This window comes from Halocynthiibacter sp. SDUM655004, assembly GCF_026015885.1.
GTDB lineage: Bacteria > Pseudomonadota > Alphaproteobacteria > Rhodobacterales > Rhodobacteraceae > Falsihalocynthiibacter > Falsihalocynthiibacter halioticoli.
The window spans coordinates 1,092,909-1,118,225 of the sequence record NZ_JAPDUG010000002.1; the positions used below are offsets into that span (position 1 = coordinate 1,092,909).

22 protein-coding genes and 1 tRNA gene are annotated in these 25,317 nt (G+C 54.3%); 12 read left to right on the plus strand and 11 right to left on the minus strand.

The annotated features are described in order from the left end of the window. The first annotated feature begins 12 nt into the window (after positions 1-12). The 6 genes from N9C89_RS12980 (at position 13) to N9C89_RS13005 (ending at position 8,505) form a co-directional block, all read left to right on the plus strand. Complete coding sequence (locus N9C89_RS12980) at positions 13-1,365, plus strand: glutamine synthetase family protein (protein WP_263954340.1); 1,353 nt, start codon at positions 13-15, stop codon at positions 1,363-1,365. Between the two features lie 3 nt (positions 1,366-1,368). Beyond that, positions 1,369-2,751 (plus strand): aldehyde dehydrogenase family protein, encoded by a 1,383-nt coding sequence (locus N9C89_RS12985; RefSeq protein ID WP_263954341.1) that lies wholly within the window; start codon positions 1,369-1,371, stop codon positions 2,749-2,751. Positions 2,752-2,755: 4 nt separating this feature from the next. Further along, on the plus strand, positions 2,756-3,901 hold the full coding sequence (locus N9C89_RS12990) for an iron-containing alcohol dehydrogenase (RefSeq protein ID WP_263954342.1): 1,146 nt from the start codon (positions 2,756-2,758) through the stop codon (positions 3,899-3,901). 181 nt (positions 3,902-4,082) lie between these two features. Beyond that, entirely contained in the window at positions 4,083-6,893 is a 2,811-nt protein-coding gene (locus N9C89_RS12995; protein ID WP_263954343.1) for a molybdopterin oxidoreductase family protein, read from the plus strand. Then, positions 6,890-7,633: a 4Fe-4S dicluster domain-containing protein gene (locus tag N9C89_RS13000; RefSeq protein WP_263954344.1), complete on the plus strand. Its 744-nt coding sequence runs from the start codon at positions 6,890-6,892 to the stop codon at positions 7,631-7,633. Before N9C89_RS12995 ends, N9C89_RS13000 begins: the two co-directional genes overlap by 4 nt. Then, on the plus strand, positions 7,633-8,505 hold the full coding sequence (locus tag N9C89_RS13005; RefSeq protein ID WP_263954346.1) for a dimethyl sulfoxide reductase anchor subunit family protein: 873 nt from the start codon (positions 7,633-7,635) through the stop codon (positions 8,503-8,505). The genes N9C89_RS13000 and N9C89_RS13005 overlap by 1 nt, the downstream gene beginning before the upstream one ends. A 45-nt stretch (positions 8,506-8,550) precedes the next feature. Here the strand turns inward: N9C89_RS13005 and nhaA are convergent, their stop codons facing one another. From nhaA to N9C89_RS13040, 7 genes are all read right to left on the minus strand, one after another. Beyond that, complete coding sequence (gene nhaA, locus N9C89_RS13010) at positions 8,551-9,924, minus strand: Na+/H+ antiporter NhaA (RefSeq protein WP_263954347.1); 1,374 nt, start codon at positions 9,922-9,924, stop codon at positions 8,551-8,553. A gap of 114 nt (positions 9,925-10,038) precedes the next feature. Then, positions 10,039-11,688, minus strand: a complete 1,650-nt coding sequence (locus N9C89_RS13015; protein ID WP_263954348.1) for an alpha/beta hydrolase — start codon at positions 11,686-11,688, stop codon at positions 10,039-10,041. A gap of 176 nt (positions 11,689-11,864) precedes the next feature. Continuing rightward, positions 11,865-12,617, minus strand: a complete 753-nt coding sequence (locus N9C89_RS13020) for an SDR family NAD(P)-dependent oxidoreductase (protein WP_263954350.1) — start codon at positions 12,615-12,617, stop codon at positions 11,865-11,867. A gap of 34 nt (positions 12,618-12,651) precedes the next feature. After that, positions 12,652-13,404: an SDR family oxidoreductase gene (locus N9C89_RS13025; RefSeq protein WP_263954351.1), complete on the minus strand. Its 753-nt coding sequence runs from the start codon at positions 13,402-13,404 to the stop codon at positions 12,652-12,654. A 24-nt stretch (positions 13,405-13,428) separates the two neighbouring features. Next, positions 13,429-14,277, minus strand: coding sequence for a fumarylacetoacetate hydrolase family protein (locus N9C89_RS13030; RefSeq protein ID WP_263954352.1), 849 nt, complete (start codon positions 14,275-14,277; stop codon positions 13,429-13,431). Further along, on the minus strand, positions 14,274-15,590 hold the full coding sequence (gene eno / locus N9C89_RS13035; protein ID WP_263954353.1) for a phosphopyruvate hydratase: 1,317 nt from the start codon (positions 15,588-15,590) through the stop codon (positions 14,274-14,276). Before eno ends, N9C89_RS13030 begins: the two co-directional genes overlap by 4 nt. Beyond that, positions 15,587-16,600 carry a phosphotransferase family protein gene (locus N9C89_RS13040; RefSeq protein WP_263954354.1) on the minus strand — a complete coding sequence of 338 codons (1,014 nt, stop codon included), beginning with the start codon at positions 16,598-16,600 and terminating at the stop codon, positions 15,587-15,589. The genes eno and N9C89_RS13040 overlap by 4 nt, the downstream gene beginning before the upstream one ends. Positions 16,601-16,738: 138 nt before the next feature. Between N9C89_RS13040 and N9C89_RS13045 the strand changes: the two genes are divergently transcribed. Next, entirely contained in the window at positions 16,739-17,722 is a 984-nt protein-coding gene (locus N9C89_RS13045; RefSeq protein WP_263954355.1) for a LacI family DNA-binding transcriptional regulator, read from the plus strand. A gap of 134 nt (positions 17,723-17,856) precedes the next feature. On the opposite strand, the gene N9C89_RS13050 is transcribed toward N9C89_RS13045, so the two are convergent. From N9C89_RS13050 to N9C89_RS13065, 4 genes are all read right to left on the minus strand, one after another. After that, a tRNA-Arg gene (locus tag N9C89_RS13050) sits at positions 17,857-17,933 on the minus strand. Positions 17,934-18,030: 97 nt separating this feature from the next. Continuing rightward, entirely contained in the window at positions 18,031-19,431 is a 1,401-nt protein-coding gene (locus tag N9C89_RS13055) for a sensor histidine kinase (protein WP_263954357.1), read from the minus strand. A 22-nt stretch (positions 19,432-19,453) separates the two neighbouring features. Further along, positions 19,454-20,872: a dihydrolipoyl dehydrogenase family protein gene (locus tag N9C89_RS13060; RefSeq protein ID WP_263954358.1), complete on the minus strand. Its 1,419-nt coding sequence runs from the start codon at positions 20,870-20,872 to the stop codon at positions 19,454-19,456. Next, a complete protein-coding gene (locus N9C89_RS13065; RefSeq protein ID WP_263954359.1) occupies positions 20,869-21,594 on the minus strand; it encodes a TVP38/TMEM64 family protein in 726 nt (241 codons plus the stop codon). The genes N9C89_RS13060 and N9C89_RS13065 overlap by 4 nt, the downstream gene beginning before the upstream one ends. Positions 21,595-21,917: 323 nt before the next feature. Between N9C89_RS13065 and rpmH the strand changes: the two genes are divergently transcribed. From rpmH to N9C89_RS13090, 5 genes are all read left to right on the plus strand, one after another. Further along, positions 21,918-22,052: a 50S ribosomal protein L34 gene (gene rpmH, locus N9C89_RS13070; RefSeq protein ID WP_104020418.1), complete on the plus strand. Its 135-nt coding sequence runs from the start codon at positions 21,918-21,920 to the stop codon at positions 22,050-22,052. 139 nt (positions 22,053-22,191) lie between these two features. Further along, complete coding sequence (gene rnpA, locus N9C89_RS13075) at positions 22,192-22,563, plus strand: ribonuclease P protein component (protein ID WP_263954362.1); 372 nt, start codon at positions 22,192-22,194, stop codon at positions 22,561-22,563. Then, a complete protein-coding gene (gene yidD / locus N9C89_RS13080) occupies positions 22,563-22,808 on the plus strand; it encodes a membrane protein insertion efficiency factor YidD (RefSeq protein ID WP_263954363.1) in 246 nt (81 codons plus the stop codon). Before rnpA ends, yidD begins: the two co-directional genes overlap by 1 nt. Then, positions 22,802-23,692, plus strand: a complete 891-nt coding sequence (gene ttcA, locus N9C89_RS13085; RefSeq protein ID WP_263954364.1) for a tRNA 2-thiocytidine(32) synthetase TtcA — start codon at positions 22,802-22,804, stop codon at positions 23,690-23,692. Before yidD ends, ttcA begins: the two co-directional genes overlap by 7 nt. A gap of 68 nt (positions 23,693-23,760) precedes the next feature. Next, complete coding sequence (locus N9C89_RS13090; RefSeq protein WP_263954365.1) at positions 23,761-25,302, plus strand: putative bifunctional diguanylate cyclase/phosphodiesterase; 1,542 nt, start codon at positions 23,761-23,763, stop codon at positions 25,300-25,302. Positions 25,303-25,317 lie beyond the last annotated feature (15 nt).

A 25,317-nucleotide genomic window follows, 5' to 3' on the forward strand; every position in this document is an offset into this window, starting at 1 on the left:
AAGGAAGACCCCATGCTAAGTTTTGACGATCTGAAAAACGCCGTTGCCGATGGTTCGGTCGATACAGTTCTCGCCTGTCTTGTTGATATGCAAGGCCGTTTGATGGGGAAACGCTTCCTTGCGCAGCATTTCGTGGAGTCCGCATTTGAGGAGACCCACTGCTGTAACTATCTCTTGGCCACCGATCTCGAGATGGCAACGCCCGATGGCTATGCTGCCACAAGTTGGCAGTCCGGTTACGGCGATTACATGATGAAGCCCGACCTTTCCACCATTCGCCCCATGCCCTGGCTTGAGGGAACTGTAATGGTGATGTGTGACGTTCTTGATCACCACGAACACCCTATCGCCCACTCCCCCCGCGCCATACTTAAGAAACAGGTCGCGCGGCTAGAAGAGATGGGCTACTCGGCGATGATGGCAACAGAGCTCGAGTTCTTCCTGTTTGAGAAGAGCTTCGAGGAAATTGCCAAATCCGGATTCCGCGACCTAACCCCGATTTCTGGTTACAACGAAGATTACCACATTCTTCAGACCACCAAAGAAGAGCATGTGATGCGGCCAATCCGCAACCATCTCTATGCTGCGGGTCTACCGATTGAAAACACCAAGGGCGAAGCGGAAGCGGGCCAAGAAGAGCTAAACATCAAATATTCCGCTGCGCTTGATTGCGCCGAGTATCACACAATCGCCAAACATGCCGTGAAGGAAATCGCATGGCAGCAAGGCCACGCTGCAAGCTTCCTACCGAAATGGTCCGCTGATCGGGTTGGTTCATCAAGCCACGTACACCAATCGCTTTGGAAAGACGGCTCGAACGTGTTTTTTGATCCAAGCGACGAGTTGGGCATGTCGGATGTCATGAAATCCTACATGGCGGGTCTCATCAAATATGCGCCGGATGTAACCTATTTCCTTGCGCCGTATATCAACAGCTATAAGCGGTTCCAAAAGGGGACTTTCGCACCGACAAAATCGGTCTGGAGCATTGATAATCGCACCGCCGGTTTCCGCCTCTGTGGCGCAGGAACCAAAGGTGTGCGCGTAGAGTGCCGGATTGGCGGCAGCGACCTGAACCCCTACCTCGCGCTGGCAACACAACTTGCGGCAGGGATCAAAGGGATCGAAGAGGGGCTTAGCCTCGCGCCCGCAACTCAAGGTGATGTTTACGACGATCAGGGTGCTGCCGAAATTCCGCAGACCCTGCGTGACGCAGCGAAAACCCTGAGCGGCTCCGAAATGCTGCGCGAAGCCCTTGGCGACGACGTTATTGACCACTACACCCGCGCCGCGACATGGGAAATCGAAGAGTTTGACCGCATCGTGACCGATTACGAAATCGCACGTGGATTTGAGAAAGCCTAAGACATGAGCAAAACTGTTAAATGTATCTCGCCCATCGACGGGTCGCTTTATGCCGAGCGTCCGGTACTTTCGCCGGAAGAGGCTAAAGCCGCCGTTGCCCGCGCCCGTACCGCACAGGCGGAATGGGCCAAGCGTCCGCTTAAAGAGCGCGTTGAATTGGTCATGGCTGGCGTTAAAGCTGTTGGCGATATGAACGAAGAAATCGTTCCGGAAATCGCCCACCAAATGGGCCGCCCTGTACGCTATGGTGGCGAATTTGGCGGCTTCAATGAGCGCGCGAGCCATATGGCCGCCATTGCCGAAGAGGGTCTGGCCGATATCGAAGTCGGCGAAGACGAACAATTCAAGCGTTACATCAAACGTGTTCCCCACGGCGTTGTGCTTGTCGTTGCGCCTTGGAACTATCCTTATATGACGGCAATCAACACCGTCGCTCCTGCGCTCATCGCGGGCAATACTGTACTTCTGAAGCACGCAAGCCAGACCCTTTTGGTGGGCGAGCGCATGGCCAAGGCGTTCCACAGTGTTGGCGTGCCCGAGGACGTATTCCAGAATGTGTTCCTTGATCACGACACCACAAGCGACCTCATCGCGACCAAGAGCTTTGGCTTTGTGAACTTCACGGGGTCCGTCGGCGGCGGCAAAGCAATGGAGCGCGCTGCAGCGGGAACGTTCACCGGCATCGGCCTTGAGCTTGGCGGCAAAGACCCTGGTTATGTGCGCGCAGACGCGAACCTCGATGCCGCGGTAGATACGCTTATTGACGGCGCAATGTTCAACTCTGGTCAATGCTGCTGCGGGATCGAGCGGATTTACGTACACGAGAGCCTTTTTGACGCCTTTGTCGAAAAGGCTGTGGCGATCGTTTCTGGCTACAAGCTCGGCAACCCACTTGATGAAGCAACCACGCTTGGCCCTATGGCCCATGCCCGTTTCGCTGCCGAGGTCCGCGCGCAAACCGAAGAGGCCATTGCCGCTGGCGCAACCCCGCTGATTGATCCGGCACTTTTCCCCGAGGATGACGGCGGCGCTTACCTCATGCCGCAAATCCTCACTAACGTGACCCACGACATGCGTGTGATGCGCGACGAGAGTTTTGGCCCTGTTGTTGGCATTATGCCCGTGAAAGACGACGCCGAAGCCATTGCGCTCATGAACGACAGCGATTTCGGCCTCACCGCAAGCATCTGGACCCAAGACATCGACGCTGCGCAAACCATCGGCGATCAGCTCGAAACCGGCACCGTTTTCATGAACCGCGCCGATTACCTTGATCCCGGTCTCTGTTGGACAGGGTGCAAAGACACGGGCCGTGGCGGCGGCCTCTCCGTGATTGGATATCACAACCTCACCCGCCCGAAATCCTACCACCTGAAGAAGGCATAAGCCCATGGAACTCATCGGCAACTGGTCTTATCCGACCACAATCAAATTCGGCGCAGGCCGCATCTCCGAATTGGCAGAGGCATGTTTGGCGACGGGGATCACCAAGCCCCTGTTGGTGACAGATAAAGGTCTCGCAAGCCTTCCGATCACCACGGCTGCGCTTGACCTGCTCGAAGGCGCGGGACTTGGCCGCGGGCTTTTCTCTGAAGTAGACCCGAACCCTACAGAAAAGAACGCCGAAGCCGGCCTCAAAGTTTATCGCGAAGGCGGCTATGACGGTGTGATCGCATTCGGCGGCGGCTCTGGTCTTGATCTGGGCAAAGTCATTGCATTCATGTCCGGCCAAAGCCGACCGATCTGGGATTTCGAGGACATTGGCGATTGGTGGACCCGTGCCGATCCTGACGGTATCGCGCCTATTATCGCGGTTCCGACAACGGCAGGTACAGGTTCCGAAGTGGGCCGCGCAAGCGTCATCACCAATTCCGAAACCCACGAGAAAAAGATCATCTTCCATCCGAAAATTCTTCCAGCGGTTGTGATCTGCGATCCTGAACTGACCGTTGGAATGCCCGGCTTCATCACAGCCGGAACGGGGATGGATGCCTTTGCCCATTGCTTGGAAGCCTATTCCTCGCCGCACTACCACCCGATGAGCCAAGGTATAGCGCTTGAAGGGTTGCGGTTGGTTAAGGAAAATCTTCCCGTTGCCTTCAAAGACGGCACCAACATCGAGGCGCGCGCGCATATGATGTCGGCGGCAATGATGGGGGCTACGGCGTTTCAAAAGGGCCTCGGCGCGATACACGCCCTGAGCCACCCGATTGGCGCGATGTACAACACCCACCACGGCACGACGAACGCCGTTGTCATGCAGCCGGTTTTGCAGATGAACCGGCCCGCTATCGAAGATCGTATCGAGGCAGCAGCACGGTATCTTGGCATCGAGGGCGGCTTTGACGGGTTCTATGGCTTTGTCGGCGAGCTAAATCACACGCTCGGCATTCCCAAAAACCTGACCGAGCTGGGCATTTCCGACCCTGATCTTGATACGCTAGTTAAGGGCGCGTTGATTGATCCATCGACAGGTGGCAATCCAATTGAAATGACCGAATCCAATACTCGCGCCCTGTTTGAGGCTTGCTTCTAGGCATTTCGCCGCCGCCCTTGTTTGTTGGGCGGCGGCATTTCAGCAAAGACGTTGCGTAACTTTGTACTGATAAGAGTAAAAAATCAGGTAATTCTTCCCGAATTCTTACCCTGAATCGGAATTTGATCTTCACAACCTGCGGCATTTTGCCTTAATTGGACTCCCAAATCGCGAGTCCTGAATGAGCAAGCAGCCCAACATCGACACCTCTCCTCCCGTTTCAGACGAAATCCGCAAAACGACATGTTATATGTGTGCCTGTCGCTGCGGAATTAACGTCCATATGAAGGGCGGAAAAGTTGCCTATATTGAAGGCAGCCGCGATCACCCGATCAACAAAGGTGTGCTTTGCGCTAAGGGCTCTGCGGGTATCATGCAAGTCAATGCACCCTCGCGCTTAAGATCACCAATGAAGCGGGTTGGGCCGCGCGGTTCCGGCGAGTTTGAGGAGATAAGCTGGGACGAAGCGCTATCTCTTGCAACGAGCAGGCTCGGCAAAATCCGCAAGGAGGCGCCTGAAAAGCTCGCCTTTTTCACGGGCCGCGACCAGTCGCAAAGCTTTACATCACTTTGGGCGCAAAGCTTTGGCACTCCGAACTATGCCGCGCATGGCGGGTTCTGTTCGGTTAATATGGCTGCTGCGGGCATATACACGATGGGCGGCGCGTTTTGGGAATTTGGACAGCCGGACTGGGAACACACCAAGCTCTTGATGCTATTTGGCGTTGCTGAAGACCACGACTCCAACCCGATCAAAATGGGCCTTGGGAAGCTGAAGCAACGCGGGGCGAAGGTTATTGGCGTTAATCCGGTGCGGTCGGGTTATAATGCCATTGCCGATGAGTGGGTAGGCATCACGCCTGGGGCTGATGGCCTGTTCATCACATCATTGATCCACGAATTGCTCCGCGCGGGGAAAATCGATCTCGACTACCTCGCGCGCTACACCAATGCACCAGCTCTGCTCAATTCAGATCCGAATGATGCCGAGTTTGGCCTCTTCTTACGAGACGACGATGGCAAAATGCTTGTTATCGACCGCAAATCAGGGAAACCGACCGCCTTTGACAAAAAGGGCGTCCAGCCGGATTTGAGAGGCACACTCCGTCGTGCTGGGGTGACGCATGAGGCAGCGTTCCATTCGGTTGCCGAGACCTATCTCGCTCCCGAGTTTGCACCCGAAGCCGTTGCCGAACGCTGTGGAATTGAGCCGCAAACCATCCGACGGATTGCCGCCGAACTGGCTCGAGTCGCCTTTGACGAGGCGATTTCATTGCCTATTGAGTGGACCGACTTCCGAGGCGAAACCCACAGCGAGATGATCGGCCGCCCTGTCTCTTTCCACGCGATGCGCGGGATTTCGGCTCATGCGAACGGGTTTCAAACTTGCCGCGCGCTTCATATCCTTCAAATCCTGCTTGGCTCTGTTGAGGTTCCGGGCGGGTTTCGTTTCAAGCCGCCCTACCCTAAACCGGTTGAGGCCCACCCGACTCCGCATTGCCAATCCAATCCGATGGCACCGCTTGATGGTCCTCACCTTGGGTTTGTGCGCGGGCCAGAGCACCTTGCTCTGAAGCCAGACGGCTCGGCCGCTCGGATCGACAAAGCGTTCACTTGGGAAAACCCAATGTCGAGTCACGGCTTGATGCATATGGTCATCTCGAACGCGCACGCAGGCGATCCCTACAAGATCGATACGTTGTTCCTCTATATGGCAAACATGGCGTGGAACTCGTCGATGAACACCAAGTCAGTGATCGATATGCTCACCGACCGCGATGACAACGGCGAATATGTCATCCCGAACATCATATACTCCGACGCCTATTCGTCAGAGATGGTGGCCTATGCCGATCTAATCCTTCCCGACACTACGTATCTTGAGCGCCACGATTGCATATCACTGCTTGACCGCCCGATCTGCGAAGCCGATGCCGCTGCGGATGCAATTCGTTGGCCGGTCATCGAGCCGGATCGAGATGTACGAGGGTTTCAATCTGTTCTTTGTGACCTTGGCGCTCGGCTTGGTTTGCCGAATTTCACCAATCCGGACGGCAGCGCGAAATACAAGGATTATGCGGATTACATCGTTAATCACGAGCGCAAGCCCGGGATCGGCCCACTCTCCGCGTTTCGCGGCGATGGCACTGAAACAGGGCGCGGTAGTGTGAATTCCGAACAACTAGACCGCTATATCGAAAACGGGGGATTTGCCGTTACGCATATTCCGGATAGCGCGCGTTACTACAAGCCGTGGAATATGGAGTATCAGGAGTGGGCCGTTGGCATGGGGCTGTTTGATACGCCGCAGCCATACCTATTCTCGATCTATTCAGAACCAATGCGGAAATTTCAACTCGCCGCCGAAGGCCATGGAGAGCGCCAACCTCCTGATCACCTGAGAAAGCAGGTTCATGACGCCATGCGCCCACTCCCTGTTTGGGAAGAAGCAACCGACGACGAGGGGGGTGAATATCCACTTCACGCGCTAACACAGCGGCCAATGGCCATGTATCACAGTTGGGGCAGTCAGAACGCGTGGCTGCGCCAAATTCACGGACGCAACCCGCTTTATGTCCCGACCAAAGTTTGGGAAGCGCACGGGTTTCAGGACGGAGACTGGGCGCGCGTCACGTCCCGCAGCGGCGAAATTGTGGTGCCTGTCGCCCATCAGGCCGCGCTTAATTCCAATACTGTTTGGACGTGGAACGCGATCGGCAAGCGCAAGGGGGCATGGGCGCTAGATGACAATGCTCCAGAAGCGACAAAAGGATTCCTACTTAATCATCTGATAGATGAGCTACTCCCCCCAAAAGGTGATGGCCTACGATACTCAAATTCCGATCCGGTAACCGGACAAGCCGCGTGGTTTGACCTGCGTGTTAAAATTGAAAAATGCGCCGCACCCGATGAGCCGCAACCCGCGTTCTCATCCCTCCGCTCGCCTGTCGGGAAGGGCCCAAAAGACCTAGCTTGGAAAGTCGGATCATGACGGAGCTTCCAACATCTACAGACCGCAAGCTCGGGCTTGTTATTGACCTTGATACCTGTGTTGGCTGCCATGCATGCGTTGTGTCGTGCAAAGGCTGGAACACCGAGAACTATGGCGCTCCGCTGTCGGATCAGGATGCTTACGGTGCAGCTCCGCAAGGCACATTCCTCAATCGCGTGCATACCTATGAGGTGCAGCCGCCCGAAGGCGCGGCGCAAACGGTACATTTCCCGAAATCCTGCTTGCATTGCGACGACGCTCCCTGTGTTACCGTTTGCCCAACAGGCGCAAGCTATAAGCGCAGCGAGGACGGCATCGTATTGGTGAACGAAAATGACTGTATCGGTTGCGGGCTATGCGCTTGGGCCTGTCCTTATGGCGCGCGAGAGTTGGATCAAGCCGCAGGTGTCATGAAGAAATGCACCCTTTGCGTTGACCGTATCTACAACGAAAATCTTCCTGAAGAGGACCGCGTCCCAGCCTGCGTACGCACTTGCCCTGCGGGGGCGCGTCATTTCGGTGATTTCGCCGATCCGGAAAGCAATGTATCGCAGCTTAGTAGAGAGCGCGGCGGGATGGACTTGATGCCGGAACTAGGCACAAATCCGGTTAACAAATACTTGCCCCCTCGCCCCAAACAAACCGAAGAAATTGATATCTTGGCCCCCTTCCTCACACCCGTTGCCGAGGAGCCGAAAGGCTTTTTGAAATGGCTCGATAAAGCACTCGGAGGGGACTGATGCATCCAGCACCTTCTGTCATCTTCTTTACCGTTTTCTCCGGTATGGGGTTCGGGCTTCTGGCCTTTCTTGGGCTAGGGTTTCCGGCGGTTACAGGGCTATTGGCGTTCGCAATGTACACCATCGGGTTCGGCTTTGCTGTCGGAGGTTTGCTGGCCTCGACGTTCCACCTTGGCAATCCGAAAAACGCGCTTAAGGCGTTCTCGCAGTGGCGGACAAGCTGGCTCTCGCGCGAGGCTGTTCTATCGGTTGCAGCGCTCCTCATGATGGCAGTGTTTGCAATTGGCGCAATATTCGCGGGGGTGCATTTCACGATAGTCGGTATCGTGGGGGCTGCACTCTGTATTGCGACTGTGTTCTCCACCTCGATGATCTATGCGCAACTCAAAACGGTGCCGCGCTGGAACCACGTCACAACGCCTTTGCTGTTTCTCCTTCTGTCAGTGACGGGTGGCGCGCTTCTGGCGGGTCAGGTTAGCTTTGCTCTGCCGATGCTCATTGCAACGGGCGCAGTTCAGGCCCTGACGTGGTATCTTGGTGATAGTCGCTTTGCGCAGCGGGGTAGCACAATCGAAACCGCAACTGGCCTTGGAATGATAGGTAAGACGCGCCAATTTGAGCCGCCTCATACCGGCGGGAACTACCTGCTTAACGAAATGGTTTATGTCATTGGGCGGAAGCATTCGATGCGGCTTCGGGTGATAGCCATCACGCTGATGTCGCCCGTACCATTCGCGCTATTGCTCTTGCCACACAATCACATTTGGGCCGCGTTGGCAGTTCTTTCGCATATCATTGGTGTCGTCGCGTCGCGCTGGTTGTTCTTTGCAGAGGCCGAACATGTTGTCGGTCTTTACTACGACAAGCGCTAACAAAAACGCCGCCATCTCTGGCGGCGTTTTCAGTTTTCTGTCCGGTTACTCGGGCTTCGGTTTGCCTGTTATGTAAAGCCAGAAGAAGCCGCAAAGCCCTGCGATCAACGACGCAAACAAAATGCCTGTTTTGGCCATCAACAAGAGCTCCGGTGACTCGGCAAAGGCCAGCTGCGCCACAAAGATCGACATGGTAAAGCCGATACCCGCGAGCAGCGAAGCGCCAGCAAGTTGGGTAAACCGTGTATCTTTCGGCAGTTCAGCAATGCCAAGTTTGATCACCAACCAGCTTGCCCCAGTGATGCCGACGAACTTCCCGACGATCAGGCCGAGCGATACACCCATCATCACCGGATGCGTCAGCATATCGCCGAAGGTGGACAGCTCTATCGGAACACCAGCGTTTGCCAGCGCGAAGATCGGAATAACGAGGAAGGCCGATGGCAAATGCCAGATATGCTCAAGCCGCTGCAGCGGGGTTTCGACAGCAAGAACACTGTTCTCAAGCGCCTGAACTTCGGTGCGTAGCGCAACGTTGGTCATGATGCTTTGGCCCGGTTCATGGCTCTCGTCAAATCGCTGCATGATACCTTTAACATGGGTGCTGAACCGATCCGGGTCATATTTCGGGATGGCCGGAACGGACATCGCGCCAAGAACACCCGCAATCGTAGCGTGCACGCCAGAAAGCAACATTGCGTACCACATAAGGACAGCAACAAGGAAATAAGGGATCGGGTTGCGCACGCCAAAGCGGTTCAATGCAATCAGCATCGCAAAGAACACGCCAACCATAGCAAGCGGCCCCATAGCAATTTCGCTGGTATAGAACAGCGCGATCACCGTCACCGCACCAAGGTCATCCACAATGGCAAGCGCCACAAGAAATGTCACCAGCGCCTTGGGAACACGTGACCCGAGAAGCGCCATAACACCAACGGCGAATGCGATATCGGTCGCCATCGGAATACCCCAGCCTGCTGCTGCAGGGCCAGTTGGGTTCAAAGCGAAGTAAAACAGCGCAGGAACAACCATACCACCAATGGCCGCAACAATCGGCAGGATTGCGTTGCGGGGTTCGGCAAGTTCGCCAACAAGAAATTCGCGTTTAAGCTCTAGCCCGACAACGAAAAAGAAGATCGCCATCAGCGCGTCATTGATGAAATGAGCAAGGGACAGTTTGAGTTCCCATTCGCCAAATCCGACTTTCAAATACGTGTGCAGAAAGTCGTCATAAGCCTCGGCGAACGGTCCGTTTGCGATGATAAGCGCAACAACGGCCATAACCATGAGCAACAAGCCGGATGAGGTTTGTCGATGAAGAAACTCTTCAAAAGGAGAGTAGACCTTTGCCAGACTCCGCTCCCACGGGGCAACATTCACGCCTTCGCCTTCAAGTTTCTGTTTATGATTTGCCATATCCCGCCTTCTGTTGTTCTGGTGATTGAGTTTCGAGCCCGTTCAACTCGTTCTCATGATGTCAGGTATTCCCAATTATCTAGAAAGTAATTGGCCATTTTCAATGTTTAACATCTAAATAGGCGTCGCGTCGAAATCTTTGAATTTTGCCATGAGCGCCTCCGTGTCCTCCGCGGTCCAATTATCTGGATTAAGGACGGAAATCCAGCCTCGGATATAATCATCCGGGCCAAAGGTATGGCCGAAGCCCGCAGGGACAGTTGTGGCCATTGGGATGTCGAATGCGATCTGGATAAAGGTCACAATCGGCACCCATCGCAGATACGACGAAACATCATATCCGCGTTCGCCAAGGAGCCACTCCGGTCTGGCGAAGGCCAAACTTGGAGCAAAAAAGCTCATTGGATCGCTCGGATGCTGGATATAAACGATGCGGAGCGGGCCCCAAGGCGTATCATCTCCTACAGTAAATCCCTTGTGGGTCATGAACCGGATGTAGGACGAATCTCGGAAGATCGGCTGCCATGCTGGTGATCCCGGCTCTCTTGTGCGCGTGACTTGCGGCCAAGTGTGGCTCGCAAATGGTGGCCCCGCCCAAAGCGCACCATCAATCGGGTCCGCAAGCATTGAGATCAGATCGACCGCATCTTCAGACCCGAGGGCACCGAGCGATAGGCCAAACAGAAACAGCTCCGGTCTGTTGTCTGTTGGCATTTTGGTCCAATGCGCATAGACCTTCTCGAAAAGAGCAACTGCAGATTCACGTGCTAGGTCTGGCTCAACCAGCAGCGTCATCCAACTTGGTGTGTAGGAATATTGCATAGACACAACCGCCACATCCCCATGCAAAATAAAGGGCAAGGTCGACATTGCGGAAGGGTCTAGCCAGCCAGTTCCAGTCGGGGTTGCGACGATAAGTGTCTTGCGCTCAAACCCACCTGTGCGGATCAACTCATCAAGTGCAATCTGTGCCCGTTCCTCTAGGGTTTCTCCGGTATTGTACCCTGCATAAACGCGGATTGGCTGCGTGGCAGGAAGGCCCGTAAATGCCTCAATCTCCGCTCGGTCCGGCCCCGAGGTCAGAAACAGCTTCCCGTTTCGGCCAATATCATCCCACTCGATAAGGGATGCAGTTGTACCGTCTATGCCTTTGATGAGCGGCTCTTGGAGGCCGGAATCCTGAGTTTCATTTATTGCCGCAAAGACCTCGTCCATCATCCTGATGCCTGTCCGCAGGAGCAGGCCGTTGATCGATGTATAAAGAATGAACAGCACAACCAGCGATCCCACAAAAACCGACAACCGCTGCGGGAACGCCCTGTTGATCCAACGCGCCGCAAGCGCACAAAGTGTAATAACAAGACGCGTTAGCCCAATGACAACTAGGGCGGTGACAATAGCAATCGCGGTAACTGTAAATGGATAGCCTGAATCCACAGGCTCCATCTCCATCAGCTCTCGGACTGAATTTTGCCAGACGGCCATTTGGCGCAAGGTCCACGCAGTCACGCCAACTAGAATTGCTAGCGCGACCCGAGACAACATAGTTGCGGCTTTTCCCGTGATCTCTTTGATCTCAAGAAAGCGCCAGAGCATAGTCAGCGCAATACCGCCAACATATCCAACCGCGAAGGCGATCCCGCCCAATACGCCTTGCACCATATGGTCACGCGGCAAGAGAGACGGTGTTAGGGATGCGCAAAAGAATAACAGCCCCACAATAAGGCCGGTTGTCGGGAAAGATCTGGCAATCCGAAACAGCATTCTTGCCCTCGGTTCAAGGCTCAATTGGAAGTGCGGCTGCTGCGCACATTACCAACCCAGCTTACGTGTGCCAGCCAAATCTGCTGTCGAAGCTCCAGAAAAACTTGGCGCGAAGCCCGCAAACAGACTCCGCGCCCGCTCCAGGCCCATTGGAGCGTTAACTCAAATGTTCTTTGTCAGTAGGTGGCGCGTCCGCCGGAAAGGTCAAACACAGCGCCAGTGGAATAGGAGCATTCCTCGCTACACATCCAACCAACCATGCTTGAGATTTCATCTACGGTACCCATGCGCCCCATTGGGATTTTGGCAAGCATGTATCCGATCTGCTCCTCAGTTACGTCAGCGAGCATCTCTGTCTTGATCACCGCAGGGCACACGACATTGACGCGAATATTGCTTGTCGCGAGTTCTTTGCCAAGGCTTTTGGTCAGGCCGATCACCCCCGCTTTGGACACCGAATAAGCAGAGGCGTTTGGATTGCCGTCTTTACCTGCCATAGACGCAATATTGACGATGCGGCCATAGTCACCCTTTTGCATAACTGGCACCACCGCTTTACAGGTGTGGAAGATACCGTTGAGGTTAACGTTAATTACAGCGTTCCATGTCTCAATCGGATAGTCGGCAAGCGGCGTGTTTACGCCCGCTATGCCAGCCGCGTTGACCAGAAGATCGATACCGCCAAGTTCGGCCACTGCGGCGGCGGTCGCGGTTTCGACGCTTGCAAAATCAGATACGTCCACACACTGGTAGGTGACGGCTCCCAATTCATCCAGCGCGGATTTTGCCTGCTTTAGAGCCTTTTCGTTCAAGTCCCAAAGCGATACCGAAGCACCGCTTTCAAGGAACCTTTTTGCGATGGCAAACCCCATCCCACGTGCACCGCCAGTGATAACGGCGCGGCGATTTTTCAGGTCGAGTGTGTTCATGGTGTCTCCGATTGTTGGCTGCTGAGCAGAATTGTTAGATGGTTATGCCGCCGTCGACCTGTAGGCATTGGCCCGTGATGAATGACGCATCATCGGTCGCGAGAAAGGCGCAAATGCCCGCGATTTCTTCTGGCGTGCCAAGACGGCCAGAGGGCTGACGATCAAGGAAGAACTTCCACGCCTCTTCTTCGCTGCCCATGCTTTCGGCAAGTTCTTGGACCCGATCACGCAGGCTCGGGCTGTCAACTGTACCGGGGCAGACGGCGTTGCACCGCAGCTTATTGGGCAGGTAATCCGCCGCCATCGCTTTGGTCAGCCCGATCACACCACCCTTTGCGGCACCATAGGCCGCGCGACGCGGGAAACCCTTGAGCGAACTTGCCACCGAGGCAATTGTCGTGAGGCTGCCGCCATGTTCCTTCATTGAGGGTACAGCAGCTTTCAGCACGTTATAGGCACTGTCCAATGTAATTGATGTCGAACGCTGCCAATCTGCGGGGCTGCATTCTTCAATGGTTCCTTGATGGACGTAGCCCACGCAATGCACGAGCGTGTCGATCCGATCAAACTGCGAGAAATACGCCTCGACAGCCTCGATATCGGTTGCATCAAGCTGCGCTGACTCTACGCCTGAGAGAGTTTTTAGCGGTTCGGGGTTCAGGTCGCTTGCAAAAACTTGCGCCCCTTCGTCGCGCATGCGTTCGGCAACTGCGCGGCCGATTCCAAGCCCCGCCGCTGTTACAACCGCAATTTTGCCCTCTAGGCGCTTTGATTTTGGCTCTGCCATGTCATGCTCCAATAGATAAGTCGCCTAAAGCGCCACAACTGTCTGTGATTGCTCGCCAAGGCCATCAATCCCGAGCGAAACCTTGTCACCAATGTTCAGCCACACAGGAGGGTTCATTCCCGCGCCAACTCCCGGAGGAGTACCGGTACAAATCAGATCACCAGGCTCAAGCTGCGTAAATTCCGACATGTAGCTCACGATTGTCGCTACATCGAAAATCATCTTGTCGGTGTTACCGGTTTGCATCCGCTTGCCGTTCACGTCGAGCCACATGTTAAGGTTTTGAACGTCGCCGATTTCGTCAACCGTAGTCATATACGGGCCGGTCGGGCAGAAATTAGGGAAGGATTTGCCCTTTACCCACTGCCCCGAACGCTCAAGTTGCCAAGCACGTTCGGAAACGTCGTTCACCAGAACAAATCCCGCCACGTGATCCAGCGCTTCTTCCTTGGAGATATTGAGCGTTGGTTTGCCGATAACGATGCCCAGCTCTACTTCCCAATCGAGTTTGGTCATTTTCGGGGAATAGAGAATGTTATCGTTGGGCCCACAATAGGTAACCGTCGATTTGTTAAAGAGGATCGGCTCTGCAGGAATCTCCATTCCCGCTTCCTCAGCGTGATCAGAGTAGTTCAGGCCAACGCACCAGATATTGAAGGGTTGGGCCATTGGCGGTGCGAGGCGCTTACCTTCGATATCGGCGACAGGAAGGCTCTTGGGGTCTGTCGCACGTAGCTTATCAAGCAGTTCAGGAGACAGTGTGCGCGGGCCAAAATCCGCAACGATAGAGGAGGCATCGCGAGGAGTTCCGTCGGCATCGATGATGCAGGGGATTTTGGAACCGTAGCGGTCTCCGTAACGGGAAAGTTTCATGCTGCTGTGTCCTTCTTGTTCTGTTTGCCCCACCAAGTGTCGGCAAGTGGCGCGCCACGCACAAATGCGTCTGCGCCGAGTTCATCCTGAATGCGAAGGCATTCGTTCCATTTCACCATCCGTTCAGATCGCGTAAACGACCCGACCTTTAGCTGACCGCCGCCAAGCCCCGTTGAGAGATGGCTGATTGATACATCTTCGGTTTCACCGGAACGTGCCGAAACAATCGCGCCCCAACCCGCTTTGCGCGCTGCTCGGAATGTGTCGATGGATTCACTGACGGTTCCGGCTTGATTGACCTTCACCAAAACGGCGTTACAGGCATTCTCGCCCACCGCCTCTTCGACCAATTTGGCGTTCGTGACGAGGTAGTCGTCTCCGATAATCTGAACCCGATCACCAAAGCGGCGGGTAAATTCACGCATCCCCTCGACGTCATCCTCGCCAAGCGGGTCTTCGATCGAGGCGATCGGATAGGCATCAAGCCAGCCGCCAAGCATGTCGATCATTTCACCCTGATCAAGCTCGCGGTCTTCAAGCGCCAAGCGATAGCGACCATCCTTGCCAAACTCAGACGCGGCGATATCAAGCGAGATAATCACGCGATCCCCTGGTTTTTCTCCAGCAAGCTCAATAGCCTTCACCAGCGTTTCAAGCGCTTCCTCGTTGCTGTCGAACATCGGCCACCAGCCGCCCTCATCTGCCACACCGGCGAGTTTGCCGCGCTGTTCCATGATGTCACCCGCGGCGAAGTAGACCTCATTGGTAACTTCCATCACCTCATCAAAGCTGCGCGCACCAGGAACCATGATCATGAAATCCTGAATGTCCACGCGGCGCCCAGCATGCGCACCTCCGCCAAAGATTTGAATTTCGGGGAGCGGCAGCGATGGCGTGCAATCATATGTGCTTGCCACGTGTTTCCAGAGCGGTAGCCCCGCATCCGCAGCTGCGGCATGAAGCACCGCCAGTGATGTTGCGACGGTGGCGTTTCCACCAAGGCTTTCCTTCAGCGGCGACGCATCTAGTGCAAGGATAGCCTGATCAACAGCCACCTGATCCCGCACGTCCATCCCCTTAAGCGCGGCGGCAATCGGCCCGTTCACGCTCACAAGTGCCTTTTCAACGCCCTTACCGCGCAAAGCTTTTCCGCCGTCTCGCAAATCAATCGCCTCACGCGTTCCGCGCGACGCTCCAGCAGGCGCAATCGCACGTCCGACCGCGCCGCTTTCCAGCGTAATATCAACTTCCACAGTTGGATTACCGCGCGAGTCCCAAACTCTGCGCCCTTTTACACCGGCAATGATTGTCATGAATTCGTGTCCTTTATGAGGATTTCGAGCCGCTCAACAAACTCCGCCAATGTCGTGGCGGGCTGACTTACAAGCTCTTTTGCAATTGCGCGCACCAATGTGCGCTCGTCTTCGCTAAAGTATTCTACGGGTGATTTCCCATCGACGCGTCCAAGCATCAGCGCGGGCAACAGTTGGCAAACGCGCGCCTCAAGATCGACGGCTGGCTCCCAATCGATATGTGCCGCGTAAGTGCGCCAAAACACACCGATTTCCTGCAACAATTCAGAACGCAAACTCGGAAGATGAACGGCCTTGAGGACAAGATGATTGAGGCAGAAAGACGGGTCAAAGCTGGCGTCACCCATGGTGGCACATTCCGCATCCAGAAGAACCGGGCCTCCTTTGCGTAGCAGGATATTCTTTGGGCTAACGTCACCATGCACCAAAACTTGGTCGCTGTTATAAAGCATTTCGGCCAGAGCATTGAGGGGCTCTGCTAGATCAGGATGTTGCTGCGCAGTGAACAAAAGGTAAGGTTCAATCCGAATAGCCCGAAAGTCATCGCGGTTATTGAAAGCAGAGCGGTCAAATTCCGGTTTTGCCGATGCCGCATGTATCTGTACGACCATTTCCGCGACCTGACGCGCTTCACCTCGGAGAGGCTGCTCCGAAAGCATTGCCTCTTTCCAGAGGTAGACATCTGCTCCAGTCACAAACTCCATCGCAAAGCCATGCGCGGCTTCGGAACGTCCGTAAAGCTGTACCGCCGAGTTCGGGCAAACCTCTGCCGCCACTTTGAGCCACGCGTATTCAGCAGCATTCCGATGAACAGGCGCACTCCAATCCGCTGCCACCTTGAGCTTTGGCAGGGCGAACTTAATACACATCTTGCGCCCCTTCACAGAAAGCGACGCAATATCCGAGGCAACTCCACCGGTGAGCGGCGTTACATTGGCAACATCCGACGCCAGCCCGAGCCCTAACTCCTCGACAAGCGCAACGCATCGCTCTGACAGTTCATTTGCCATCTGGCCCTCAAAACACTGTTCTTTGATCTGGAATGGGCGTATCATGTTCACGTGAACAATTGCAAGACGCCTTTGGAATTATTTCAAGACAACAGGTAGCATGAATGCTAGAAACGCCTAAATTTCAATGAGGTTCAAGTGGCAGGCCGCGTAACAATCAAGTCTATCGCAAAAGATCTCGGGATCTCGCACATGACGGTTTCCCGCGCGCTTTCGAATCATCCGAACGTTCTCAAAGAAACGCGCGAGGCCGTTCAGAAGCGTGCGCAAGAGCTTGGATACGTCAAAAGCGCGGCGGCGATGGCTATGCGCGGCGGCGGAACAAAAATTGTCGGGCTATTGCTGCCGAACATCGTGAATGAGTTTTATGCACGTTTTGCCAACACAATGGCGCTGGCATGCGAAGAACACTCCTATCAATTGCTCATTCACCTGACGAATGATGACCTGAAAGCAGAATCACTCGCTCTGGAGGGATTGCGTGAGATTCAGGCCGAAGCAGTTGTGATGGTGCCCGCTCCGGGCGGTACAGAATCAACGAGCACGCATCTTGACGGAATGCGAGTCATTCAGCTTATCCGCCAACGAAAAGAAAAGGACCCAGCCTCTGCGATACTTGTTGATGACGCTCCCGCGATCCGCGAGGCTGTGCAGCATCTGGCTGACAAGGGCCATCGACATATTGCCTATATCGGGGCGGATTCCGCGCTTTCGTCTGGGCGTAGCCGCCTAGCCTCTTTTCGACAGGGACTCGCGCAAGCCGAGTTGCCTGAAGAGACAAACCTCATCCAAACAGGCGTACCATCCTTTGAGATGGGACGAGAGCATACTGCAGAAATACTTCAACAAAAACAGGCAACTGCGCTTATCTGCGGCGGATTTGAGATTTCCAACGGCGCATTAAATGCCTTTATGGACGCGTCTGAACAAAGCGCGCCTCAAATGTCATTTGTCGGCTATGGCGATCCGTCTTTTTATTCTTGGATCAATGGCGGAATTTCGACCATTCGGGTTCCTGTAGACCGCCTTGCGCGTAAGGCTGTTGATATCTTGGTCTCCAGTCAAACAGACGGCCCGAGCAATCCTCTGACGTTTGAAGCGCAACTGGTCGTCCGCAAATAGCGATATTGGCTTTCTCCGCGAACGTTTGGCGGCCGATGCCATTACAGACTGCAATAGACCCAAACCAGCACAAACACGGCCAAACTGCGCACGACAGAGGTGCATCAACTGTTTGTATTCAGAGAGGGAAGAAATGGCGCGCTGGGGAGGATTCGAACCCCCGACCCCTTGATTCGTAGTCAAGTACTCTATCCAGCTGAGCTACCAGCGCGCGGTGTGTCGTCGATTTAGAGCCCGTAGCTGACCTTTGCAAGGGCAAAACGTGCGAATTCCATGGAAAAATAAATTTCGTAGGGTTTTACAGCGTTTTAAAGATCAATCGTCTCTGCCGCGCCGCCGATCCGCGGCAAATAAATTGCGAATTCTGTACCGGATTCATCGCTGCGCGCCAAATCGAGTCGCCCGCCATGGCCGCGAACAAGCTCCGCAGCGATGGCGAGGCCAAGTCCCGTCCCGCCTTTGCGAATCCCTCCTTGGAAAGCTGTAAACAAAAGTTCACGCGCTTTCGGCGGTAGGCCCGGCCCTGTATCAATCACCGATATCACCCAGTTTTCGGTGTCTTGCACCGCTCGGATGGTAATTTCGCCTTCATTGCCCGTTCCTGCGATCGCCTGACGTGCGTTACGGGCAAGATTAGAGAGAACACGATAAAGCTGCTCGGGATCGGCGCGGATCACCATCGCCTCGGGAATATCAACCTTGAACTCAACTTTTGCTTCTCCGGCAGCCAATCGCTCGTTCTCGACCACATCTTCCGCGAGGCTATGGAGCGAAATCTCTTGAATTGTAGGCGGAGCCTCCTCTGCTTTGCCGTAGGCCAGCGTTGTTTCGCAGAGATTAACGGCGCGGCGGATTGAGTTCTCCAGCTTTGGCGCGGCACGTTTTACACGCGGGTCATCCGACATCTCCATACTATCAGCAAAGAGCTGAGCAGTTGTGAGGATATTGCGCAGGTCGTGACTGATTTTTGCAACTGCGCTACCAAGTTGTGCGAGTCTGTCTTTCTGTTTCAGGGCTTGTGTCAGCTGAGTTTGCATCGTTTTCAACGCTTCCTCGGCTTCGCGAAGTTCGGTCACTCCAGCGCTCGGTACGATAATCTGGCGCGCATCCTCTGGGGCTGTAGCGTAGGAAATCATATGCCTGACAACACGTTTGATCGGCGCCACAAGAAATCCGCGGACCGCAAGGAACAAGAGAAATGCCGTAAATACAGAGATCGCAGCGGAGAGAACCAGAATGTTAAACCCATAGGCGAGCATCTCGTCCCGTATGGGTTTGGTCTCCATGGTGACTTCAATAAGAATTCCGGCATCGCGCACCGGCTCACCCATTACGCGGATAACGCGATTCTCCGAATCCCAGAGCCGCACCATCGCATCCCGTACCAATACAAACGGCGAGGCATAGCGCAGATCATAGGTTTCATAGATCGGACCGGGGATGGGCGAGGAGAGCATAAGCTGGCGCACCTCGTTCCGACGCAGAACAACGTTAAACACGCCAGCGTTTTCGAGTAGTTCAGCCTCAAGCTCGCGGTCGATCATATCGTCGGCAAGAAGCGCAAGAGACGCAATCTGTGCTTTCTCTAGTTTGAGCAAAAGCAGGTCTTCGCGGAAACGAGCGACCGACGGCACAAAAATCAACACTTCGGCCAGCATGACAAACAAAGCCGTCAGGATAAGAAATCGACCGGAGAGGGAATTCAGCAATATTTCGGTCCCTTAAAGGCGGTTACGGCAAAAATCGTTGCACCCATTTGACAACACGCTTCAATAATGCGCTTTCAAATATCATAGGGCTAAAATAGTTACCTGCCACCCGTTTGTTAATCTCGCCCAATGTTGGATAGGGAAGAACCGTGGATGTTACGGCACTCATCTTGAGTTTATTGGCGATGGCGAGCGCCCAAATCCCGATCAAATCGCTTGCATGTGGCCCAACAATCGACGCGCCGACTGGGCGCCCCCCAACGACCATAACCTTGATGAACCCGCGCGTGTCATCCTGTGCAATGGCGCGGTCTTGGCCGGAAAAATCGGCCCGCGCAACTTTCAGTTTATCTTTGTATTTCTCTCGCGCTTGCGCTTCGGTCAGGCCGACCTGCGCAATTTCAGGGCTTGTATAGGTTGCCCAAGGGATGTGATCGGTGCGAGCTTTACTTGGCAAACCAAGAACAGCAGAACGCACCACGATACCCGCCTGATAACCAGCGGCGTGGGTAAACTGCATCCCGCCCGTAACATCGCCAATCGCATACACGCGCCGATTGGACGTTTTCAGTGCGCTGTCAACATCAATGCCTTTTTCGGAATGAGCCACATTTGCAGCGTCGAGGTTGAGCTTATCGATATTGGGTTTCCGCCCCACAGCAACGAGCAGATCAGAACCTTCAAATTCTCGGCCATCTTTTGTTTTGACCGTTACGGCGCCGCTTTTGCCAGAGACTTCCGAAACCAGCGCCCCCTCCTCTATTACAACACCTTCCTTGCGAATTGCGTCTAAAGCGACCTTTGCGATGTCCGGATCGTCAGCAGAAAGAGCGGTAGCACCTTCAAGTACAGTAACATCGCTTCCTAGACGCCTGTGGGCTTGTGCCATTTCAATGCCGATCGGCCCGCCACCGATCACAATCAAATGCTGAGGGCGTTTTCTAAGGTCAAACAGGCTCTCATTGGTCAAAAAAGGCACGCTCTCAAGCCCCGGTATCGGCGGGACAAACGGCGAAGACCCCGTCGCGATGACGAACCTCCGTGCACGTATACGATGGCCATCAACTTCAACTTCTTCAGGCGAAACAAACTTCGCATACCCTTGCCGAACATCCACACCCAGCCCCTCGAACCGTTCAACCGAGTCATGCGGGGCAATGGTTTCGATAACGCGGCCAACGTGCTCCATCGCACCTTGATAGCTAACGTCTGGCGTTGTTGGCGTAACACCAAATGCGTTCGGTTGTTGCGGCGCGTGGGCTGCATTTGCGGCGGCGATCAAGGCTTTTGATGGGACGCAGCCGTAATTCAGACAATCGCCTCCCATCTTGTGCCCTTCTATCAACACAACGCGTGCGCCCATCTGCACCGCACCCGCCGCAACAGAAAGGCCGCCGGAGCCGCCACCGATCACACATAAGTCCGTTTCTGTGACGCTCACACGTTGGTCCTCTTCTTGAAAAACTTGACGACCATCGGCAGCGCAGCCAATGCAGCAAGGCCCAGTATCGGCAATAGAATGTGTGGTTCGAAAATTATCCCGAGATTCGGCGTTTCGCCTTGGGCAAGAACTTCACCAAGCCCAGCGCCCACAGAGGTATAAACGACCGCGCCGGGAATGATTCCAAAGAAGGTTGAAATAACGAAGCGGTGGAGCGGAACTCCCACCGATGCCAATCCAAGGTTCAAGACAAAGAAAGGAAATACCGGAATCAACCGCACTACAAACAGAAAGGACCACTGGTTTTCGTCGATACCCGCTTTGATCCGCTTCAACGCACCATCGCTCGCCTCCATCCTGCTGGTAAGCGTATCGCCAAGCCCCCAACGCGCAGCAAGAAACACAAAACTCGCACCAAGTGTTGCTGCGGCCATATTCAGGAGCGTTCCTGGAAACATAGAGAACAGATATCCGCCAGTGATCGACGCAATGGCGGCACCGGGCAAAGAGAATGTTACGATCAAAGTATAAATCGCAACGAATCCCAAGACAGCGAGCCCATAGTGCGCCTCGCGATAAGCCAGCAACGCTTCGCTGTTTCTTTGGAGTGCCTCAAAACTCAAACTGTCTTTCAGCAAAAAGAAACCGGCAATTGCCCCCGCCAGCACCACGAGAAGCGGAACATAGCGCAGGGCTTGGCTTGAATTGTCTCGATCTGTCATATCCATCCTGTAACCGGTATCTCCGAAGTCTTTATCCTGTAAGGGTTTACGTACAATGATCTGAAATGCGCCGCGGCGAAAGTGCCCTCACGCGGCGGTGAACATGGGTGACGGAAAGAGAGCGATTTCGTAGTGTTTCCTTGATGTCTGTAACACTTCCTGAAACAAATCCGCTTAATCGTGCAGAGATGTTGCAAAAACATGCGCTAGCGAATTGACTTATCGGCGATGACCCCCTAAAGACCGAGCTTCGAGATTACAGAGTGCCCGAATCCGCCACATAACGGCTTTGAGATTCGCGTGCTAAACAATGGAGACGGGCGATGAAACGCACATTTCAACCTTCGAACCTCGTTCGCAAACACCGCCACGGTTTTCGCGCACGTATGGCCACCAAAGCTGGCCGCAAAATTCTGAACGCACGTCGCGCACGCGGCCGCAAATCGCTGAGCGCATAAGCGCAGCGTTTGGAATGGCTCGATTCGTCGGGCTGCAAAAAGTTTGAACCGCCGGAGCTTCGGGCTCCCGGCGGTTTTCGTTTGCGCATTTTCCATTTGCGCTCTTCCAAACATGCGCTTCGACGCTTAAATATCTGCAATGACCAAAGACGCAGCCACTTTGACAACGCTTAAAAAGCGTTCCGACTTCATTCTCGCTTCTAAAGCGAAGCGAAAAGCTGTGACTGGTTTCATTCTTCAAGCTCGCGAGCGCGCTGCCGACGAACTCTCTGACGATCAGGGGCAAATTCGCGTCGGCTATACGTGTTCAAAAAAGGTTGGCAACGCTGTCATGCGCAATCGCGCCAAACGTCGGCTTCGTGAAATTGCCAGAACTGGATTGCAGCAACATGGCCTTGCCGGTTGGGACTATGTCCTGATTGGGCGAAACACGGTGACGGGAACGCGGGACTTCAGCAAACTTGAAGGTGACCTTGCCTACGCTCTGCGCAAACTGCACGGAGGCAGCTAATGGGGCCCATTGCGTTCGTCATATCCTTACCGATTAGAGCCTATCGAACTGTGTTTTCACCATGGGTCGGCTTTAATTGTCGGTATCAACCCACCTGTTCGGCCTATGCCATGGAAGCGCTCGAGAAACACGGCGCATTCAAGGGCAGCTATCTGGCGGCACGTCGAATTGGGCGTTGCCATCCCTTCGGAAAATCGGGATATGACCCCGTGCCCGACAACGACAAGAAGCAACCGCCATGCTAGACGACAACGACGATATTCATCCGCTGTTCTACGGCGCGCCGAAGACTGCAGAATTCAAGAAGCTGCGGAAGCGGATCGTGCGCTATACCCGTGAAGCCATTGAACAATACGGTATGATCGAGCGCGACGCGCGCTGGCTCGTTTGCTTGTCAGGCGGCAAAGACAGCTACACGCTCCTCGCGGTTCTACACGAGCTTAAGTGGCGCGGGCTGCTCCCCGTTGAACTACTCGCATGCAACCTTGACCAAGGCCAACCTGGCTTTCCTGCTACGGTCTTGCCCGAGTTCCTTGAGAAAATGGGCGTCGAACATCGGATCGAGTATCAAGACACCTACTCTGTCGTTGTCGATAAAGTTCCAGAGGGCCGGACGTTTTGCGCACTCTGTTCCCGCCTGCGTCGCGGCAACCTGTACCGGATTGCCCGTGAAGAAGGGTGCTCGGCAGTTGTGCTCGGTCACCACCGAGATGACATCCTTGAAACATTTTTCATGAATCTCTTTCACGGGGGGCGGCTTGCAACCATGCCGCCGAAACTGTTGAACGAAGAAGGCGACCTGTTCGTCTATCGCCCTCTCGCTCATGTCGCAGAAGCAGATTGCGAAAAATTCGCTCGAGATATGAATTACCCTATCATTCCCTGCGATTTATGCGGAAGTCAGGATGGCCTACAGCGCCAACAGGTCAAACAGATTTTGGATGGCTGGGAAAAGAACTCTCCCGGCCGTCGTCAAGTCATGTTCCGCTCGCTAATGAATGCGCGCCCAAGCCACCTCCTCGACCCAAAGCTTTTTGATTTCAATGCACTATCACGCAATCCGACCGAGAGCGATGAAGGTATAGCTACAAGTTTAGGCAGTTTACCCGAGATCCCAAAACTCCGTTAAGGATACGCTAGGAACCACCAACTAGGCTTTGTCTTGAACGAGACTTGCCAAATTTGTGGGGCCACAAAATGCAACTGCCAAACGCGGCGCCGCAATGGCGCACGATGCTCAAGAATCCATCGACGCTCGCTGTTTTTCTGGCATTTACACCCACGGTTTGTGTCATTTCCTATTGGTGTGGCGGCGAGACCGCTCTTCTTGCAACTGCAATTCTCACTCCGATTTTGGTCTTGCTAACTATAGGGGTAACAAAAAGCGCATCGCGCGCGCCCTACCCACGCGACGGCCTCACGGGACTTCATCTACGTGAAGATATTGAGAATGCGCTAGATGAGTTTACAACGGCTGGAAAGGCGCAAGGGAAATCCACCGTAAGCATGCGGATTGACCTCGACGATTTCCACACGATTTTAGATCGCTATGGGCACAGGTTTGCTGACGATTTAGTCCTTCAAACCAGCAAGCGATTGCAAAGCATTCTTCGGCACGACGATATCCTTGCGCGATTGGACGGTGGGAGCTTTGCTATTGCTTTCGCTCCAGTTCACCGAGCTGGTCTAGAGACAATGATTCAAATCAGCGGGAGGATTCAATCTGTTCTCGCTCAGGCCTATCACATTGATTCTACGAGCGTTTATCTAACAGCCTCAATAGGGTTCTGCTTGGAACACAGTATAGCTGCACCATGCGGCACGACCCTGCTCAAAGCAGCAGAAGACGCACTTCTAGAAGCAAATAGACAATCGCCAGCTGGCTTGCGCGCTTATTCCCCCTCATCAAAAACAAACCAGTTCGCGAGATCACTACTTCTCAATGAAATTGAAGGAGCGCTGGAGACTGGCCAGATTAGAGCATGGTTTCAACCGCAAATCTCCACTGACACCGGAAATGTCGTCGGCTTCGAAGCTTTAGCCCGTTGGGTGCACCCAGAGCGGGGCGTTGTAGCACCTAACGAATTCTTACCATTGGTTGAGCAGGCTGGGTTTTCTGAGCGACTTAGCGAACTCATGCTCTTTCAATCGCTTTCTGCGCTAAGAGATTGGGACGCGGCGGGATTTCATGTTGAAACCATCGGGGTCAACTTCTCTATGGCGGAGCTGCGCAATCCGCACCTACTTGAAAAAATAGTTTGGGAACTAGACCGGTTTGATCTCCCCGCCAGCCGCCTTTCTATCGAAGTTCTCGAGAACGTCGTTGCGGACTCGTCGGACGACATGATTACGCGAAACATAAATGGGCTTTCCAACCTCGGATGCAAAGTCGATCTGGATGACTTTGGAACCGGTCACGCTTCGATATCAAATATCCGTCGTTTCTCAGTAAACCGCATTAAAATTGATCGGTCCTTCATTACAAAACTGGACAAGGATCCCGAGCAGCATCAAATGGTTTCTGCGATTCTCACGATGGCGGAACGCCTTGGAATGAAGACGCTTGCCGAGGGTGTCGAAACAAAGGGCGAGCACACGGCGTTGGCCCAACTCGGGTGCGATCATGTCCAAGGGTTTTCCATATCCAAGCCGATGCCACTCGACGAAACTCTAGGCTGGCTGGAGCGTCACCACGCCAAGTTGCGCAAAACAGCGGAGATTAGCCGAAAACTTGGATAGAATCGGTCAATTCCC

Bases quoted from the DNA above. Each gene is read 5' to 3' on its own strand.
- N9C89_RS12980 (WP_263954340.1), top strand. From the start codon at position 13: ATGCTAAGTTTTGACGATCTGAAAAACGCCGTTGCCGATGGTTCGGTC.
- N9C89_RS12985 (WP_263954341.1), top strand. From the start codon at position 1,369: ATGAGCAAAACTGTTAAATGTATCTCGCCCATCGACGGGTCGCTTTAT.
- N9C89_RS12990 (WP_263954342.1), top strand. From the start codon at position 2,756: ATGGAACTCATCGGCAACTGGTCTTATCCGACCACAATCAAATTCGGC.
- N9C89_RS12995 (WP_263954343.1), top strand. From the start codon at position 4,083: ATGAGCAAGCAGCCCAACATCGACACCTCTCCTCCCGTTTCAGACGAA.
- N9C89_RS13000 (WP_263954344.1), top strand. From the start codon at position 6,890: ATGACGGAGCTTCCAACATCTACAGACCGCAAGCTCGGGCTTGTTATT.
- N9C89_RS13005 (WP_263954346.1), top strand. From the start codon at position 7,633: ATGCATCCAGCACCTTCTGTCATCTTCTTTACCGTTTTCTCCGGTATG.
- nhaA (WP_263954347.1), bottom strand. From the start codon at position 9,924: ATGGCAAATCATAAACAGAAACTTGAAGGCGAAGGCGTGAATGTTGCC.
- N9C89_RS13015 (WP_263954348.1), bottom strand. From the start codon at position 11,688: ATGCTGTTTCGGATTGCCAGATCTTTCCCGACAACCGGCCTTATTGTG.
- N9C89_RS13020 (WP_263954350.1), bottom strand. From the start codon at position 12,617: ATGAACACACTCGACCTGAAAAATCGCCGCGCCGTTATCACTGGCGGT.
- N9C89_RS13025 (WP_263954351.1), bottom strand. From the start codon at position 13,404: ATGGCAGAGCCAAAATCAAAGCGCCTAGAGGGCAAAATTGCGGTTGTA.
- N9C89_RS13030 (WP_263954352.1), bottom strand. From the start codon at position 14,277: ATGAAACTTTCCCGTTACGGAGACCGCTACGGTTCCAAAATCCCCTGC.
- eno (WP_263954353.1), bottom strand. From the start codon at position 15,590: ATGACAATCATTGCCGGTGTAAAAGGGCGCAGAGTTTGGGACTCGCGC.
- N9C89_RS13040 (WP_263954354.1), bottom strand. From the start codon at position 16,600: ATGGCAAATGAACTGTCAGAGCGATGCGTTGCGCTTGTCGAGGAGTTA.
- N9C89_RS13065 (WP_263954359.1), bottom strand. From the start codon at position 21,594: ATGACAGATCGAGACAATTCAAGCCAAGCCCTGCGCTATGTTCCGCTT.
- rpmH (WP_104020418.1), top strand. From the start codon at position 21,918: ATGAAACGCACATTTCAACCTTCGAACCTCGTTCGCAAACACCGCCAC.
- rnpA (WP_263954362.1), top strand. From the start codon at position 22,192: ATGACCAAAGACGCAGCCACTTTGACAACGCTTAAAAAGCGTTCCGAC.
- yidD (WP_263954363.1), top strand. From the start codon at position 22,563: ATGGGGCCCATTGCGTTCGTCATATCCTTACCGATTAGAGCCTATCGA.
- ttcA (WP_263954364.1), top strand. From the start codon at position 22,802: ATGCTAGACGACAACGACGATATTCATCCGCTGTTCTACGGCGCGCCG.
- N9C89_RS13090 (WP_263954365.1), top strand. From the start codon at position 23,761: ATGCAACTGCCAAACGCGGCGCCGCAATGGCGCACGATGCTCAAGAAT.